At 46.6% G+C, this 16,832-nt stretch carries 14 protein-coding genes; 3 read left to right on the forward strand and 11 right to left on the reverse strand.

The features are described 5' to 3' along the window. Window positions 1-241: 241 nt before the first annotated feature. From RBB45_RS08145 to helD, 3 genes are all read right to left on the reverse strand, one after another. Window positions 242-499, reverse strand: a complete 258-nt coding sequence (locus tag RBB45_RS08145) for a GlsB/YeaQ/YmgE family stress response membrane protein (RefSeq protein WP_009795056.1) — start codon at window positions 497-499, stop codon at window positions 242-244. A gap of 54 nt (window positions 500-553) precedes the next feature. Beyond that, window positions 554-1,075 carry a YtxH domain-containing protein gene (locus tag RBB45_RS08150; RefSeq protein WP_009795055.1) on the reverse strand — a complete coding sequence of 174 codons (522 nt, stop codon included), beginning with the start codon at window positions 1,073-1,075 and terminating at the stop codon, window positions 554-556. 368 nt (window positions 1,076-1,443) lie between these two features. Continuing rightward, on the reverse strand, window positions 1,444-3,702 hold the full coding sequence (gene helD / locus RBB45_RS08155) for an RNA polymerase recycling motor HelD (RefSeq protein ID WP_306009412.1): 2,259 nt from the start codon (window positions 3,700-3,702) through the stop codon (window positions 1,444-1,446). A 412-nt stretch (window positions 3,703-4,114) separates the two neighbouring features. On the opposite strand from helD, the gene RBB45_RS08160 reads away from it, so the two are divergent. Together RBB45_RS08160 and RBB45_RS08165 are read left to right on the forward strand one after the other, a co-directional pair. Continuing rightward, window positions 4,115-4,732 (forward strand): DUF47 domain-containing protein, encoded by a 618-nt coding sequence (locus RBB45_RS08160; protein ID WP_009795051.1) that lies wholly within the window; start codon window positions 4,115-4,117, stop codon window positions 4,730-4,732. Window positions 4,733-4,745: 13 nt separating this feature from the next. Next, window positions 4,746-5,744, forward strand: coding sequence for an inorganic phosphate transporter (locus RBB45_RS08165; RefSeq protein WP_009795050.1), 999 nt, complete (start codon window positions 4,746-4,748; stop codon window positions 5,742-5,744). A gap of 47 nt (window positions 5,745-5,791) precedes the next feature. Here RBB45_RS08165 and gntK read toward each other — a convergent pair whose 3' ends face one another. Next, window positions 5,792-7,336 (reverse strand): gluconokinase, encoded by a 1,545-nt coding sequence (gntK, locus tag RBB45_RS08170; protein ID WP_101551066.1) that lies wholly within the window; start codon window positions 7,334-7,336, stop codon window positions 5,792-5,794. A gap of 157 nt (window positions 7,337-7,493) precedes the next feature. Next, a complete protein-coding gene (locus RBB45_RS08175; RefSeq protein ID WP_022543531.1) occupies window positions 7,494-8,837 on the reverse strand; it encodes a GntP family permease in 1,344 nt (447 codons plus the stop codon). Between the two features lie 213 nt (window positions 8,838-9,050). Between RBB45_RS08175 and RBB45_RS08180 the strand changes: the two genes are divergently transcribed. Then, window positions 9,051-9,899, forward strand: a complete 849-nt coding sequence (locus tag RBB45_RS08180; RefSeq protein WP_009795046.1) for a MurR/RpiR family transcriptional regulator — start codon at window positions 9,051-9,053, stop codon at window positions 9,897-9,899. 159 nt (window positions 9,900-10,058) lie between these two features. Here RBB45_RS08180 and gnd read toward each other — a convergent pair whose 3' ends face one another. The 6 genes from gnd to RBB45_RS08210 form a co-directional block, all read right to left on the reverse strand. Beyond that, complete coding sequence (gnd, locus tag RBB45_RS08185) at window positions 10,059-10,985, reverse strand: phosphogluconate dehydrogenase (NAD(+)-dependent, decarboxylating) (protein WP_263625375.1); 927 nt, start codon at window positions 10,983-10,985, stop codon at window positions 10,059-10,061. A gap of 119 nt (window positions 10,986-11,104) precedes the next feature. Beyond that, the gene (locus RBB45_RS08190) at window positions 11,105-11,671 is read right to left on the reverse strand and encodes a nucleotidyltransferase family protein (RefSeq protein ID WP_306009413.1); all 567 of its coding nucleotides are present in this window, start codon (window positions 11,669-11,671) and stop codon (window positions 11,105-11,107) included. 27 nt (window positions 11,672-11,698) lie between these two features. Then, on the reverse strand, window positions 11,699-12,670 hold the full coding sequence (locus tag RBB45_RS08195) for a LacI family DNA-binding transcriptional regulator (RefSeq protein WP_022543530.1): 972 nt from the start codon (window positions 12,668-12,670) through the stop codon (window positions 11,699-11,701). 278 nt (window positions 12,671-12,948) lie between these two features. After that, window positions 12,949-14,649: an IseA DL-endopeptidase inhibitor family protein gene (locus tag RBB45_RS08200; RefSeq protein WP_306009414.1), complete on the reverse strand. Its 1,701-nt coding sequence runs from the start codon at window positions 14,647-14,649 to the stop codon at window positions 12,949-12,951. 51 nt (window positions 14,650-14,700) lie between these two features. Then, window positions 14,701-16,074 (reverse strand): sensor histidine kinase, encoded by a 1,374-nt coding sequence (locus RBB45_RS08205; protein ID WP_148950904.1) that lies wholly within the window; start codon window positions 16,072-16,074, stop codon window positions 14,701-14,703. Next, entirely contained in the window at window positions 16,071-16,778 is a 708-nt protein-coding gene (locus RBB45_RS08210; protein WP_009795038.1) for a response regulator transcription factor, read from the reverse strand. The genes RBB45_RS08205 and RBB45_RS08210 overlap by 4 nt, the downstream gene beginning before the upstream one ends. Between the last annotated feature and the right edge of the window lie 54 nt (window positions 16,779-16,832).

Consider the following 16,832-nt stretch of genomic DNA (forward strand, 5'->3'; position numbering starts at 1 on the left):
ACAGAGGGTTCTAGTCCAGCTGACTAAGACCCTCTGGACTTTTAAAAGCCACACAGAGGGCTCTAGTCCAGCTGACTAAGACCCTCTGGACTCTTAATATCCCTGCAGAGGGTTCTAGTCCAGCTGAATAAACTCAGACCCTCTATCCACCTAAAAAACCAAACAAAAGATTCCACTACACCCTAGTGAAACAAATAGATAATCAAACACAAAAAAGCCCCTAAAAAGGGGCTTTCTTGTATTAGTCTGCTTTACGCATACCTTTCATGATCAAGCTTAGTACAAATACCAGAACAACAGCACCGATAATGGCAGGGATAATAGCAAAGTCAGCTACGACAGGACCCCAGTCGCCAAGAATCAATGTACCTAACCAAGCTCCAACGAAACCTGCGATAATATTACCGATTACGCCGCCCGGAATGTCTCTTCCTACGATCATGCCGGCAATCCACCCGATGATTCCACCAATAATTAATGCCCAAAGAAAACTTAACATAATTTCTCACTCCTAATTAGTTTTTTGTTTTGCAGAATTAAGTTTATAAAAGCATCAGCTGTTGCCAGCTGGCTCTAACAGATTGACTGGCGCAAAGCCTTCTTCATCTCCGGCCTTTACCGCCACTTTTACACGGACCGGATCACGGTCCAGCACTTCAAGTTCGGTTCCTTTTTCTACAAGCAGCGCATCCTTTTCTTCTTCCAGCTGTTTGATTCCATCATAATCATTGATCTGGATGAAATCGTAGAGACTGTCATAGGCTTCTGGGGTCGCAGCGAGGTAAAAATCCTCCTCCGCTTTAACAGTATCCCCTTTTTCGACCATTTCTTGCTTAACAGTTTCTTTGCCTTCCTCTAATGCACCTTTAATCTTATCAATCGTATCAGGCGCATTTTCTTTAACATCATCAGCAGCCTCTTCGGTCTTCTCTTTGGCAGATTGAGCAACTTCCTCAGCTGACTGTTCCAGTTCATCAGCCGCCTGATTCAGTTCCTGCTCAGCTTCCTGCCCGTTGCTGCAGCCTATAAGAAATATTAAGATGGCAATAATCGGTACCGAATAGAGTTTTTTCAATCATCACCCTCCTTTTCGGTTTGTTGTTTGCTGCTTGTACAAATAAATTACCCCAGCTTCAAAATCTAAAACATGCGTCTTCTTTCCTTTATTTGCTAGGGTGAATTTTTACACAGCGGGAAAACAAGATAGTTGGTCTTGTCTCTGCGCCAAAATGTTCTAGAAAAACCGAAAGCGGCTGCTCCCGCTGCAGCCGCCCATTTTATATAAACGGCTTCCGCCGATATTGTAATTATCTTCTTCCCCTGGAAAACTTGTCCAAAACTGATTTTCTGCAAAGATTTTTTCTAAAACGAGCCCAATTTTCCATCAGCAGAATTTGTGCCTAACAAAAAAGAATCCTGTTCAACAGGATTCTTCTGCACGCTTTATTCTTCAAGCAGGAAATCGGCCTTCTCCCCTCCGTAAAAGTACAGCCGGTGGAGCGGCCTGGTCATTCCCACATATAGAAGCTTAATATCGATTTCTGAAGATGCATCATATTTTTCATGTATCGAAACAATGAATACTGCATCAAATTCCAGTCCTTTGGATAGATAGGAAGGGACAATTACGATTTCATCCTTCGGAATGCTTTCCCGTTCTGCAAGCAGACGGACTTTTTCATCAGTCTCTTCCTTGAAATAATCGAATAAAGTCTGGCAGTCCTTCATTGTTTTACCGATGACAGCAAAGTTCTTTAGCTGTTCTTCCCGCAGCTCCTTTACCTTTTCTGCAATTTGCCGCGCGAGCCCGGCTCCTTCTTCTCTTTCTATAAAAGACGGGCTCTCACCATGCCTGACAACAGGTTCCACCTGCGGAAAGGAGTAGGGCAGGAGCTTCAGCAGGCGGTTTGCTTTTTCCATGATTTCTATTGTCGTCCGATAGCTTTTCTGAAGCTCAGTATAGGTAGCACGCGGGAATATCTCGGTGACGACCGGTTCCCAAGCCTTTAGCCCCCGATAAGAGTGGATTCCCTGAGCGAGATCTCCCACCAGCGTAAACATATCTGTATCACAGGCCTTTTTTAGAGCATATATCTCCATATAGCTGTAATCCTGGGCTTCATCTATGACAATATTTTTTGCCTTTAAATCTTTATCAACCCCGTAAAGCTCTGTCTGCAGATACAGAAGGGCAGCCAGATCTTCCCGTTCAACCTTCTTCTTGGAGAGAATGGAAAGTGAGTAGCTGCATAATTCTTCTGCTTCGCCTTTTGTCAGTTCATTCCCTGAAAAACGGACGATCCTTGACGGATCCTCGAAAAGCTCACGATAGTAATCCAGCGCCTTCTTTTTCGGAAACTGCTTCATATAGTCGGGCACAGCCCTTCTGATGCTCTTTTGGACCTCCTCCAGCCGCCCGGCTTTTTGATCAAGGGCATGCGAGACATATTCCCTTCTTTTATCCTGATCCTTGCCGCGGTATATGGCCCTGTCAATCCGGTCATCATAGTAGGCTTCAATTTTGGCGAGGAGATTCTTTTTCTTCCTTTTCAAATCGCCTTGAAGGATGCTCTTAAGCTTTTCAAGCCTCCGGAAATAGGGAAGATAATGATAATCTTCATGAAAAAGCCTGATGAATTTCTTTCTGCTGAACAGGCGGAACTTATCCGCCATAAAGTCGTCAGAAGGATAAAAGGTATAAGAGATACTCTTTAAGTACTGATCTAAAACGGTCTTGAACACCCGGGATCCCTTGATTTCTGAAACTCTGAGCCCGAATCCTTCTTCTTTTTCTTCAAGAAGCTGGATGAGCTTCCTGTCCTCTGCAATGGAGAAATTTCCGGATAGGCACTGCAGGACATACTCGGGAAACGTTGTCTGCCTGACTCTTTCCACACCTAGCTCAGGCAATGCTTCTGATATGTAGTCTATGAACAGCTGGCTCGGAGCCAGGATCATCAGCTGCTCCGGCAGGAAATTCTCTTTGTACTGATAGATGAAATAACTGATTCGGTGGAGGGCGATGGTTGTCTTTCCGCTTCCCGCTGCTCCCTGGACGATGATGGGCTTGTTCAGATCAGCCCTGATGATGCGGTTTTGCTCTTCCTGGATCGTTGAAATAATTTCAGTCAGCCGGCTGCTGGAGCTTTTGGCGAGGGAATCCTGAAGCAGTTCGTCGGTAGTGGTTAGATCGATGTCCCGGATTTCCTCCAGAATGCCATCCTCAATCATTAGCTGTCTTTTTAATGTCAGCTGGCCATCATAATTTTCACCGTAGGCCTCATATTCGACCCTTCCAAGCCTGCCTTCATAATAGAGATTGGCAATCGGGGACCTCCAGTCCACGATAATCTGCTCCTGGTTTTCCCTGGAATAGAGCGAGGTTTTTCCAATATACAGACTCTCCTTCTCTTCCTGGCCTTTATGCTGGTAATCAAGCCGGGCAAAATAAGGCTTTGGATGGGCATTTCGAAGGCTTGACAGCTCATCTTTGGACATTTCAAAAAAACGGGCGTTTGTCAAAATGGAGGAATAGCTTAAGCTTGATTCGAGCCAGTCCGTGTCCTGAAAGGCTTCTTTCATATTTTCCTTGAACTGGTCTTTGCTGGATTCAGCTGTTTTAATGACAGCCTCCATATATTTTCTGGTAAAATCGAGCCGTTCACTTTCCTTCTGATAATCGGGATGCTGGTCTGATGTCATATGTTTCTCCTTTCATTCCAATTCAGCCGCTTGAGAAAGAAGTTTATATGGGCTTGTAAGGAGCAGAAAGTTATATTATCAGAAAAGTCAACCACTTACAACACCTTTCTGTTTCAGCTGGAAAAAATGTAAATTCTCAGGATATTACCATATAAATTCTCAGCCAGTATAGTATTTATATTAAGTTTTTGTAAATTTTGAGCGAAATGCTACCTTATTCGACAAATTTCATATAAAATATTTTCGTTTGGGGGGTTTTTGCTGGAGCTGAGGCAGGGAATCGCCACAAATTTTGGATGAAAGAGCTTCTTTAGCGGGATAGCGGGTATACTATGTAACTAACCGGAACAGCAATTTGCCATCCGCTTAAGCAGCTTTTGGTTCTAGGCATTTAACAAATGGGGGTTTAAATATGGTTTTCAAGAAGAAGGACAAGTTTGCAATTTTGTTGAGCAGCATCTCTTCCAACGTAAAAGAGGGAGCTCACTATTTTGCCGATTACAAATTGAAAAACGTCAGTGATCTGAAGATTTTTTCCGAAACGATGAAAGAGTATGAAACAAAAGGCGACACATTTGTCCACGAGGTCATCAAAGAACTTAATAATGCTTTTATCACTCCGATCGAGCGTGAAGATATCCTCCACCTTGCGATGAGCATGGATGATGTCCTTGATGGGATTGAACATTGTGCTGCCTTGTTTGAGATGTACTCGATTACACAGGCAGACGATTATATGCTTAAATTTGTTGATGCCATCCGCAGCTGTTCATTGGAAATCGAAAAGGCCGTAGAGCTGCTTTCAACCAAAAAGCTTCTTGATATCAGAGAGCATGCCATCAAAATCAAGGATTACGAATCAAAATGTGACGGGGTCCTGCGCCAGTCCATCAAGCACTTATTTTCAGTTGAAAAAGATCCGATCCGCATCATTCAATATAAAGAAATTTATGAAAACCTGGAAGACATCGCTGACAGCTGCCAGAATGTCGCCAACACTCTAGAAACCATCATCATGAAGAATGCGTAAGGAGCTTTCATAAATGGATTCCATATTCATCATAACCATACTGATTGTCATAGGGGCATTGGCCTTCGACTTTATTAACGGCTTCCATGATACAGCCAACGCCATTGCTACAGCCGTCTCAACGAAAGCACTGAAGCCAAGGCATGCCATTATTCTTGCCGCCACGATGAACTTTGTCGGGGCTATGACCTTTACAGGAGTAGCCAAGACCATTACAAAAGATATTGTTGATCCCTTCACTCTGCAGAACGGATCAATTGTCATCCTGGCAGCATTAATTGCTGCGATCTTTTGGAATTTGCTCACTTGGTATTACGGAATTCCGAGCAGTTCATCTCATGCGATTATCGGCTCCATTGCAGGCGCTGCGATAGCAGCAGCAGGATTCCAGGCCCTTAATTACGGGGGCTTCATGAAAATCATCCAGGCGCTGATTTTCTCTCCGCTCATCGCATTTGTTGTTGGATTCATCGTATATAGCATTTTTAAAATTGTTTTTAAACACAATAACCTGACAAAAACAAACAGGAATTTCCGCCTGTTCCAGATTTTCACTGCTGCCCTGCAGTCATACACACATGGTACGAACGATGCCCAGAAAGCAATGGGGATCATTACAATGGCGCTCATTGCCAATAACTATGTCACAACTGATGATATCCCGTTCTGGGTCCAGTTCTCCTGTGCCCTGGCAATGGGGCTTGGTACTTCTGTCGGCGGCTGGAAAATCATCAAGACTGTCGGCGGCAAGATCATGAAAATTCGCCCTATCAACGGTGTTGCAGCTGATTTGACCGGCGCAGCCATCATCTTCGGTGCAACGGCAATACACCTGCCGGTCAGTACAACCCATGTCATTTCTTCTTCCATTCTTGGAGTGGGATCAGCCCACCGCCTAAAAGGCGTTAAATGGGGCACGGCACAGCGGATGCTGATCACCTGGGTCATCACCCTGCCGATTTCCGCTACGATTGCAGGTCTTGTGTACTTATTGCTGAATGCAATTTTCTAAACAAACAGCAAAAAAGCTATTGGAGCCAATCTCCAATAGCTTTTTTTTCATCCCAGATGCTTTTTCTGGAAGCGGGCTATGTTCTCATATTCGCCTTCAAGTGCTCTGGATAGGCGGATGAAGACCGGCAGCAGCTCCTGGTAAACAGCTGCATTCTCTGGATTCGGCTTATGGCTGAAGGTATCCCCCACCATGCCTGACACAATGCTCAGATCCTCGATTTCACCGACGGCATACAAGCCCAGGATGGCAGCGCCCAGGCAGGAGCTTTCATAGCTCTCAGGCACGACGACCTCCTGATTGAAAATATCAGCCATCATCTGCCTCCACAGCTCAGATCTTGCAAATCCGCCTGTCGCCTGGATTTTCTTCGGCTCCCCGATCAGTTCCTCCAGGGCCAGCAGGACGGTGAACAGATTATAAATAACCCCCTCAAGAACAGAGCGGATCATATGCTCTTTTTTATGGTGAAGACTGAGTCCGAAAAACGAACCTCTTGCATTGCTGTTCCATAACGGTGCTCTTTCGCCTGTCATATATGGATGGAAGATAAGGCCGTCCGCGCCGGGGCGGACCGCAGCCGCAATCTTTGTCAGCACATCATAGGCATCCATTCCCAGCCTCTTGGCAGTCTCCACCTCGGAGGCAGCAAGTTCGTCCCGGACCCAGCGGAAAATCATACCGCCATTATTGACCGGTCCTCCTATCACCCAATGCTTTTCAGTGAGCGCATAGCAGAAAATCCTTCCTTTCGGATCTGTTACAGGCCTATCGGTCACAGCCCGGATGGCCCCGCTTGTTCCGATTGTAACAGCTACGACGCCTGGATCGATCGCGTTGACTCCAAGATTTGATAGTACCCCGTCGCTCGCTCCCGCTACAAAAGGCACCGAGGCATCAAGTCCTGTCAGCTTCTGATATTCCTCTTTCAGGCCTTTCAGAGTATAGGTTGTCGGGACCGGCTCTGAAAGCTTATCCCCCTGAATTCCGGCTACCTCCAGCGCTTCAGCATCCCACGACAGATCTTTCAGATTGAACATGCCTGTTGCAGACGCAATGGAATAATCGACAATATACTCGCCAAAGAATTTGAAGAATACATATTCCTTGATTGAGATAAATTTCGCCGCCTGATTATAGATTTCTTTCTCCTCATTTTTCATCCAGAGCAGTTTGGATAATGGTGACATAGGATGGATAGGTGTACCTGTCCTCAAGTAGATTTCATGGCCGTTCAGGTCGCGTTTGATTTTCTCGGCCCATCCGGCGCTCCTGTTATCCGCCCATGTGATGCTTTTGGTCAGGGGTATCCCATCCCCATCCACAGCAATGAGGCTGTGCATGGCAGAACTGAAGCTCACGCACAGCAGGTCTGCTGAACTGATGCCCCCTTCTTCCATGCAGGCTTTTAGGGTGCCGGCCACAGCTGCCAGGATGATATCCGGATCCTGCTCTGCAGCCGAGGGGCTTGGCGTATGTAAAGGATAGCCGATGGAATGCTTGGCAGCCACCTTGCCTTCTTTATTAAAAAGGACAGACTTTGTGCTCGTCGTCCCGATGTCCACTCCTAGCATATATTTTTCAGCTGTCATATGAACCTCTCCAATCTTTTAAAGCTCTCTTTTTAAGTTTACAACGAATCAAAAATAACATACACCGATATGGATTCCCTCCCGGGGCAGCAGGTCCGGAAAGCAGAAGAAGGAAGCGCTCCCGCTCCCTTTTTCCTTTATATTTATCTGCCTCTGTTTAAGAAATGAAGAATCCGATTATAAATACAACCAGGAATCCGACAATGGCAATCAAGCTTTCCATGACAGTCCAGGACTTCAGCGTGTCCTTAACATCAAGGCCGAAGTAGCGGTTAACAAGCCAGAACCCTGAGTCGTTGACATGCGAGAAAATGGTTGCGCCTGCCGCGATAGAGATTACAATCAATCCAAGGACCGGCCCTTCCAGTCCCATGATTTCAATAAGCGGGGCAATAAGGCCTGCCGCTGTTACCATCGCTACCGTTGCCGAACCCTGGGCCACACGCACAAATGTAGCAATCAGGAATGCGAGCAGGATCGGCGGCAGTGATGAAGAAGCCATCATATCCCCAAGAACCTGTCCAACGCCTGAATCAATCAGAACCTGTTTGAAGACACCGCCGGCACCGGTTACAAGGATGATGATCCCGGCTGGCTCAAGAGATTTTGTCGCAATATCCTGTACCTCCTGACGGGAGTAGCCGCGCTTCGTCCCAAGGAAATAGAATGCCAGCAGTGTAGCCAGCGTCAGAGCAACAAATGGATGTCCCATGAAAGTGAATACGGCACGCAAGCCGTTCCCTTCATCAAGTACAACACCGGACACTGTATTAATTAAAATCAGTACAAGCGGGATGAAGATGATGCTTGCAATCATTCCAAAGCTTGGAAGTTCCCTATCATATTCTTTTTCTTCAATATTCATATATTCCGGAATGGTGACATGAATCCTTTTGGCAATAAATTTACCGAACAGCGGACCAGCGATGATCATGGAAGGGATACCTGCTAAAATACCAAACAGGATCACCCAGCCCAAGTCTGCACCAATCAGGTCAGCTACCGCGATTGGGCCCGGAGTGGGCGGAATGAAGCTGTGTGTGACAGCCAATCCGGCCAGCAGCGGTATCCCGTAGTATAGAAGGGATTTACCAGTTTTCTTGGCAAGCCCGTAGACAATCGGCACAAGGATAATGAAGCCGACATCAAAGAATACTGGTATGGCTACAATGAAGCCCGTGATGCCCAGGGCCCACTGTGCTTTATCTTCCCCGAATTTCTTGATCATCGTCTGTGCCAGGCGCTCAGCACCGCCGGAAACCTCGAGCATCCGGCCGAACATAGCCCCGAGCCCGACTACGACAGCCACAAACCCGAGGGTTCCCCCCATGCCATTCTGGACAGATTCGATGACGCCTCCAAGCGGCATTCCTGCAGCAATCCCTACAAGCAGGCTGACAAGGAGCAATGCGACGAAAGCATGGAGCTTGGTTTTCATTACAAGAAACAGAAGCAGGAAGATTCCTGCCATTGCTACTAAAATAAGCATTGAACCAGACATTTTTGTTCCTCCCCTATTAAACGCTTACATTTTGATTTCAAATAATTTGGCAGAATACGAAATAATTTTCTTCTTTATCTATTAACCAACGAAAAAAAATTCTTTCGCCTTATGTTTTTATTATATAAAATATTTTTCTAATTGCAACCGTTTTCAAAGAAATTTTTTTCTTTTATAATAGTACTATAGAAAAATTTGATAGGGAGTGCATCAATGGAAACTCTTTATTGCTTTGCCCGCATTAAAACCCATTATTCCAAATTCAGTGATAAAGAAAAAAGAATTGCTGACTATATTTTGGACAACCCCGAAAAAATAGTCCACAGCTCCATCAATCAGCTGGCAGATGATTTAGGGATTGCAGATTCAACGGTTTTCCGCTTCTGCAAAAGGATTGGCTTCAAAGGCTATCAGGCGCTGAAAATAGCCCTTGCCTCTGAGATTGTCGCACCGATAAAGGATATCCATGAGACGATCCAGGAGGAGGATGACATTCTTACGGTCTCGGAAAAAGTGTTCCGCTCAAACATCAATACATTGGAGGATACCCTGAAGCTGATAAGAGGAGGCGCTTTTGAAATGGCTGTGGAAGCAATCCTGCAGGCGGAAAAGGTTGAGTTTTTCGGAAGCGGGGGCTCAGGAATCATTGCCCAGGATGCCTATCACAAATTCATCCGGACCGGACTTACCGTTCATGCCAACAGTGATTCCCATTTGCAGCTCATGTCAGCTTCCCAGCTTTCCGATAAAGATACGGCCGTGTTCATTTCCCATTCAGGGGCAACGAAGGATATGATCGGAGTGCTGAAGGTGGCCAAGGAAAACGGCGCCAGGACGATCAGCATCACCAACTTTGCCAAAACCCCGCTGACCCAGCAGGCCGACATCGCCCTTTACACGGTTGCTGAAGAAACAGACTACCGCTCAGAGGCCCTGTCATCCCGCATTGCCCAGCTGAGCATCATTGACGCCTTATATGTAAACGTCATGATCGCCCGCAAAGATGAAGGAAAGCAGGCACTTCGGAAAATGAGAAATGCCATCTCTTCAAAACGGATTTAACCCCGAAAATGAAAACGCTTTATATGCTGCGTATTTCAGGTACGGCTGTGAACATCAAAATTCACAGCATAACCAGCAAAAAAAAAAGACTGCAGACATTCAATTTTCATTGAATTTATCTGCAGTCTTCAGATCCTGCTTAGGCAGGATCATTTTTTATTATTCGCCGCTTTTTACGACCGCATGGCCGCCGAATTCATTCCTGAGTGCTGCCACTACCTTACCGTGGAATGTATCATCCTCAAGTGAGCGATAGCGCATGAACTGGGACATCGCAATAACCGGGGCAGACGCCTGGAAGTCAAGTGCTGCCTCTACTGTCCATTTGCCTTCGCCTGAAGAATTCATGACGCCTCTGATGCCTTCAAGCTTAGGATCTTTGCTGAACGCATTCTCCAGAAGCTCAGACAGCCATGAACGGATAACAGAACCATTATTCCATACACGCGATACTTCTTTGTAGTCATAGTCGAAATTGCTTTTTTCAAGAATTTCAAAGCCTTCGGCAAAAGCTTGCATCATTCCGTACTCAATGCCATTGTGGACCATTTTCAGGAAGTGGCCGCTGCCGCGCTTTCCAGAGTAAAGATAGCCGTTTGGAACAGAAATATCAGCAAACAGCTGCTCAACCTGGCTGAAAGCTTCTTTGTCGCCGCCAATCATCGTGCAGACGCCATGGCGTGCACCTTCCTGGCCGCCGCTTGTTCCGCAGTCGATATAATGGATGCCCTTCTCTGCCAGCTCATCTCCGCGGCGCAGAGTTTCCTTGTAGTTGGAGTTTCCGCCGTCAATGATGATATCTCCTTCTGTCAGCACGGCTGCTGCACTGCTCAGAACCTTTTCTGTGATGTCGCCAGCAGGCACCATCATCCAGATGACCTTAGGAGAAGGGAGCTTTGCTGCAAGCTCTTCTATCGAAGCTGCCGTCGCGACGCCTTCTGCCGAAATCTTTTCCATTGCTTCTGTATTTACATCATTAGCCACCACTTCATGGCCTTTGTCTCTCATATTAAGGGCAAGATTATATCCCATTTTGCCCAGTCCGATTATACCTAGCTTCACGTTTCTTCCTCCTATGTACAGCATAAGCCTTTGATTAAAATCCTTTTCAACTATAACATTTTATCTCCAAAAATCAATCACTACAACCTCTGCCCAATTACCTTATTCATGCCCTATTTCTGCTGGATTATTTTATAGCCCTTTTAAATCTGCTGAATGCACAGCCCGCTCCAGCTGAGATGCCATTTTTTCTTTATTATCCTCTGGCGGTATATTTCCCTTTTCTCTTCATTCTCCAGGAAAAAACTGGTCGGCCTGACCACTCCGCTGACGGCATCTTCCACTCCCCAGGGGGCACCCAATTTAAGGCGGCCCTGATCCAGGGTAACAGCAAGCGCAGTTGCTGTTTCAGGAAATTTGGAAACAGCATCAATAGAAGAAGCGTAAGGAGGCATCCCGTTCCGGACAGCCATCCTTGCCTGATTTTTCACGGACCATGGAACACCGGGCAGCAGCCTCCCCAGCAGCTGTTCAGCCTCCTTTTCAGAAGCTTCACCAGTATTTTCTTTATCGAAAAATATGACATCGATATCCGGGAGAGGCGTCCTCTCCCGGATATCATGCAAAACATCCCATATCTTAGAGCGGACAAACCCGGCACAAATCCACCAGTCCGGCAGCCCGGCAGCTTCAGCCGCTTTCAGGATGTCCATCATCCAGCCGTCCTCCTGAATGGCCTTTACTATATCTTCTTCATTGTTTAATTCCATACACTCACTCCCCGGCAGCATGTCCCTTCAGACAGTTTTCCTTTCAATCAGGGCTGCTTCTGCCTCCATCTGTTTTACCTGTCCGCTCGTGAGCCTTTCGAGGAACAGCCTGAAAGCTGTTTTGCCCATTTCGTTTACAGGCAGATCCATCGTTGTAATCTGCAAAGCCCTGGAAATCGGATGATTATCAAAGCTTAAAACAGCAAGATCACCTGGTATCCTGAGTCCCAGCTTGCTCCATTCCGCAATGATGCCGGCTGCCACCTGATCGCTGCTGACGAGCAGCGCGTCCGGCCTCTCTGCCATCCCATAAAGCTGCCTGGCCACCCTTTCGCCATCCTCAATGCCCAGGCATCTGTCAAAAATCCAATCTTCTGTAACGGCGATATTCTGTTCTGCCAGTCCTTCAGAGAATGCCTGATAACGGAGGTTGCTGTTTGTGCCGGTTCTCCTGGCAATGCAATAGCCGATTCTCCTATACCCTTTAGACAGCAGATGATCGAGCCCCTGGCGAAACGCTTTATAATGGTCGATAAAGACAGCACTGACAGAAGGATGGTCCAGCTTTTCACAAATGACTGCAGGCATGCTGAGGCAGTACTCCTCCATTTTGCTCCAGCTGCTTTTCCGGGAAAGAATGATCATCCCATCAACCATCCTCATTTTCATCTTTGCGAGTGCCTCTATTTCTTTATCAGGATCATAGGCAGTCTGAAAAAGATGAAGCCCATATTCATGCTTTAACGCTTCCTCTCCAATTCCTTCCAGAAGGGAAGAAAAATAAGGATGATTCACATATGGCAGCATAACCCCTACCGTCTTGGTCTTCCCTCTTGACAGATGGACTGCATTGATATTCTGGATATAATCAAGTTTTTCAATGGCCTGCATGACGGCCAGCCGCTTTTCTTCAGCCACATAAGGATGCTTATTAAGCACCCTGGAAACTGTTGACACAGACACGTTTGCCAGTTTGGCAATTTCTCTGATATTCGCCATCCCCTGACCTCCTTGCTTATCAGCATTATAGCATGCTGCATTTTCACTTGCGCTGGAACGCATTTCATACTTTATGCTCCTCTTAGGGTTTGAGAAATTCAGGAAGGAGGATGCCGGATGCTAGGGATTTTATGCCTGCTGTTCCTATGCGCTTCAATAATATCAGCTGCTGCCTATAGCTTAAGCCTGAGAAAAGGCAGCAGCAAGGATCATGAAAAATAACATGAGCAGCATTAACAGAAATGAACCATCCCTGGCCGCAGGGGATGGTTCAAGCACTAAAAGCTTCCCGGCATAGAAGAAATTTTCCAGCCGGCCTTTGTTTTTTCAAATTCAATATGAAAGGTTTCGTATAAAAGTGTATCACCGAGCGGGGCCTTTAAATCAAACTCTTTCACGTCACCGGCATCCTTCATCTGAAGGATTTCTGCATGCTGATAGCCCATGATGGACCCGCCGTCTGCATTAGGCTGCACGAGCCTTCCATTGTGGACCTTGATGCCTGAATGAATGATATAAGCTGAAATGGCTTCATTTGTAAAAGAAGATGAAAAATACTGGATCAGCTTTGATTCTGAATCAAGATCCCTGCCCATAAAGCGATAGTCCAATTCATTGATCGTTATGGATTCCATTTCTTCTATATTGCCTCCGCTTTGAACATGCCAGCGCTTTTGTGCCGCTTCATTGATGGCAGCAGCCAGCATTTCTTCCTCCAGGTTTTCGAGCTTCTGTACAGGAGAGCCCCTCTTCAGGCTGGAGATTATTTCATCCTTTTTGGATACTGCCAAGCTGTAAAGATCAAAAGCAGGACTGCCCGGGGGATAGGGGTTTTTCCAACCTTTCCTGACCATATATATAAAACGGTCATCCTCAAAAAGCTTCAGCATATCTTTTTCATCAATGGGTTCTCCCGCATCTTTAGGATAAATCACAATATCAAACAGCTGCCCTTTTTCCTCCCCCTCGGGCTTGATGCTAGCAGATAAACGGTATTCATTGCTTGGTCCGGGAGATCCCTCCACAGCCAAATAAGGAAACAAATCAAGCGGGATAGCGAGCGTCAGGTCAGGTTCGGGAATATATAAAGCAGTATCCTGTCCCTCCCTGTCTTCAAGCATTGCTATAATTTCGTCTTTCAGCTCTGAAAACTTGCTGTAACCCGGCATAATCATGTTTAGGTTCATGCCCTTTTCTATTGATTGGATTGCTTCTTCGGGCTTTCCTTCCTTCACCTGCGCTTCAGCCAGGAAATACCAGTATATTGCTGCATCAGGGACTTCAGCTGTCCTTGCTTTATAATATTGTGAAACTTTAGGGAAGTAAGCTGGATACAGCTCTTTATCAGAAGCAAAGCGGCTGCCGTCCCATGACAGCATATCAACCTGATACACGTCAGCAAGATCGCGTGCCCAGACGGCCAATGAATAGAAAGATTCTTCTTCAGGGCGGACCATTTCCAGCTCGTGATAGTTTTCCTGGCCAATCTTTTTCAGGGAGCCTTCAGCAAAGGAAAAAATATTGAGCGTGCTTCCTGCTGAAGCGCCGATGCTCCAGCCCAGCAATAGTTCATCCGCTCCATCCCCTGTCACGTCGGCGGCCGCACCCCAGCCAACATCAAATCCAATCCCTTTTATATCTTCCTGCAAAGTCCATTCTTTTTGCACTTTTTTGAGAACAAGAGTCCCTGGTTTGCCGGGGTCTCCTTTGAGCTTGTAGAAAACTGCCGCTTCCGGTGACCCATCTCCATCAAAATCCGCTTCCAGTATGCTGCTTCCTCCAACCGGCCTGTCAGGAACCGCTAAAATTGCATCTGCAGGGAGGAACCGCTTGGCGACAGGCTCAAGATTTTCTTTTTCCTGAATCTTTTCTGCCGGGGGCCTTGGCGCCTGTATAAGGCTGACCGGCTCAGGAAGAAACGTGCACCCTCCAAGCAGCAAAAAGCCCAGCAGTATGGCTATAAGTTTGAGTTTTCTCATTTTCCCCTCCACTCTCCCTCAAGGGCTAGAAGGAAATACATTCTTCCATCCTTACAAAGGCAGCCTGATATATGCGGCAGTTCCCTTTCCTCTCTCACTGGCCAGCTCAAACTGGCCTTGGTGTGCCGCTATGATCTCCTGGCAGATTGCAAGTCCAAGTCCGGTTCCTGCTCCATGGATTTTTCCTTTATAAAACTTTTCCTTTACTGCTTCCAGCTCATCGGAAGGTATCCCTGCCCCTGTATCACTGACGATAATGACTGCTTCCTTTTCCTTCCGCTTCAGAGCGACAGATATGGTGCCCTCTGCAGGTGTGAACTTCAAGCTGTTATCAAGAACATTCAGCAGCACCTGCTTCAGCCGATCTCTGTCTGCATTTAAAAAAAGGGGTTCTTCCGTTATTTCACTGGATAAAAGGATATTCTGGCGATTCGCCCGCGGTCTAAGCTGATTGACTGTCTGCTGGACCATTTTCTGCAGCAGGATACGCTCAAAAACAAAGCCCGCCTTCCCTGATGAAAGGCTTGATAGATCAAGCAGTTCACCGACCAGATGGCTAAGCCTTTCACTTTCGTCTGTAATGATATCCAATCCTTCGGTGAACACCTTATCATCCGTCATGCTCCGGAGTGTAAGGGCCCATCCTTTGACAGAGGTCAAAGGTGTCCTCAGCTCATGGGAAACAGAGGCAATAAATTCATTCTTCAGCTTCTCATGCTTTTCGGCTTCCTCGGCCATATAATTCAATGTATCGGCAAGCAGGCCAACTTCATCATCCCGCTCCTTCTTGATCCTCACTGAAAACTTTCCGGATGCCATCAGTTCTGCAGCCTCTGTTATACGGCTTACAGGCTTAATAATCGTATTCGCCAGAAAATAGCTTATAATCCCGGCAATCAGGATGACGGCGAGTCCGATCATAATTAATGCTGATGCATTTTGCAGGAAAACTTCATTAAGCTGTTCGAGTGAAGTTGTCAGCCTGATGGCACCTACCGGCTCTCCGGAAACGAGGATCGGCCTTGCTACAGAGAGAAGCTTTTCTCCAGCTTCGGTCCCCGTCCAATAGCCTGTAGTACCGGAAAGGGCAGATTCTATATCCTGAAAACCCTTCAGGCTTTCTCCTTCCGACAGGCTGCTCCCTGACAGCAGTGCTCCATCCTTGCCGACGATCTGCACCTTAGCATCAAGGAGGAAATTGTACTGCTGCAGGAGCTGATCTGCAGAATCCTTGAGCGGCCTAGTCTGGAAATATTGCTCATAATAAACGGAGAACATGCTCCCCTGATCCCTGAGCGCCTGCTTGACACCCCCCATATAATAAAGCCGCAGGGCTGACAGGATGACGGCCTCGAAAAGGGCCACTGTGATGATGATCATCACAAGGTAGCTTCCTGCAAGACGTTTTCCGATCCCATTTTTCATGACTTATGCCCGCTTTCCTGAAAGCAATAGCCATACCCCCAAACCGTTTTAAGAAACAAAGGGCTTGATGGTTCATCTTCTATTTTTTCCCGCAGCCTCCTGATATGGACATCCACTGTTTTCGGATCACCGAAATAATTCAATCCCCACACTTCGTCAAGAAGCTCATCCCTAGTGACTGGCTCATTCCGCTTTTGCAGGAAAAACTTCATCAGCTGGAATTCTCTTGCCGTCAATTTTACAAGCCTGCCCGACTTATACAGGCGCTGGGTTTTGACTTCAAGCAGGTAAGGGCCCAGCTCTAAGGCTGCAGGACGGACCGGGGAAGTATTCCTTGATGTCCGCCTCAGAACAGAGCGGATCCTTGCGGCAAGCTCAAGCGGGTTGAAGGGCTTGACAATATAGTCATCTGCCCCGATTTCAAGACCCATGATTTTGTCCATATCCTGCCCTCTTGCAGATAGGATAATGATGGGCAGATCCGGGTGCCGCTCCCTGAGCCTTGCACATATTTCAAAACCATCCATATCAGGAAGCATCACATCCAGCACCACGAGTGAAGGGTTTTTATCCTCCGCAAGCTGCAACGCCGTTTTCCCATCTCCCGCTTCAAGCACCTCGAAGTTGGATCTTTCAAGATTAAATAGAATAAGCTTCCGGATCGGCAATTCATCCTCGACAACCAAGATTTTTCCTTCTATCATTCTAGTGACCTCGCACATTCAAATTGATTTCATAATTTTATTTTACAACGGGTA

This window comes from Bacillus sp. MMSF_3328 (assembly GCF_030733525.1).
Lineage (GTDB): Bacteria > Bacillota > Bacilli > Bacillales > Cytobacillaceae > Bacillus_AB > Bacillus_AB infantis.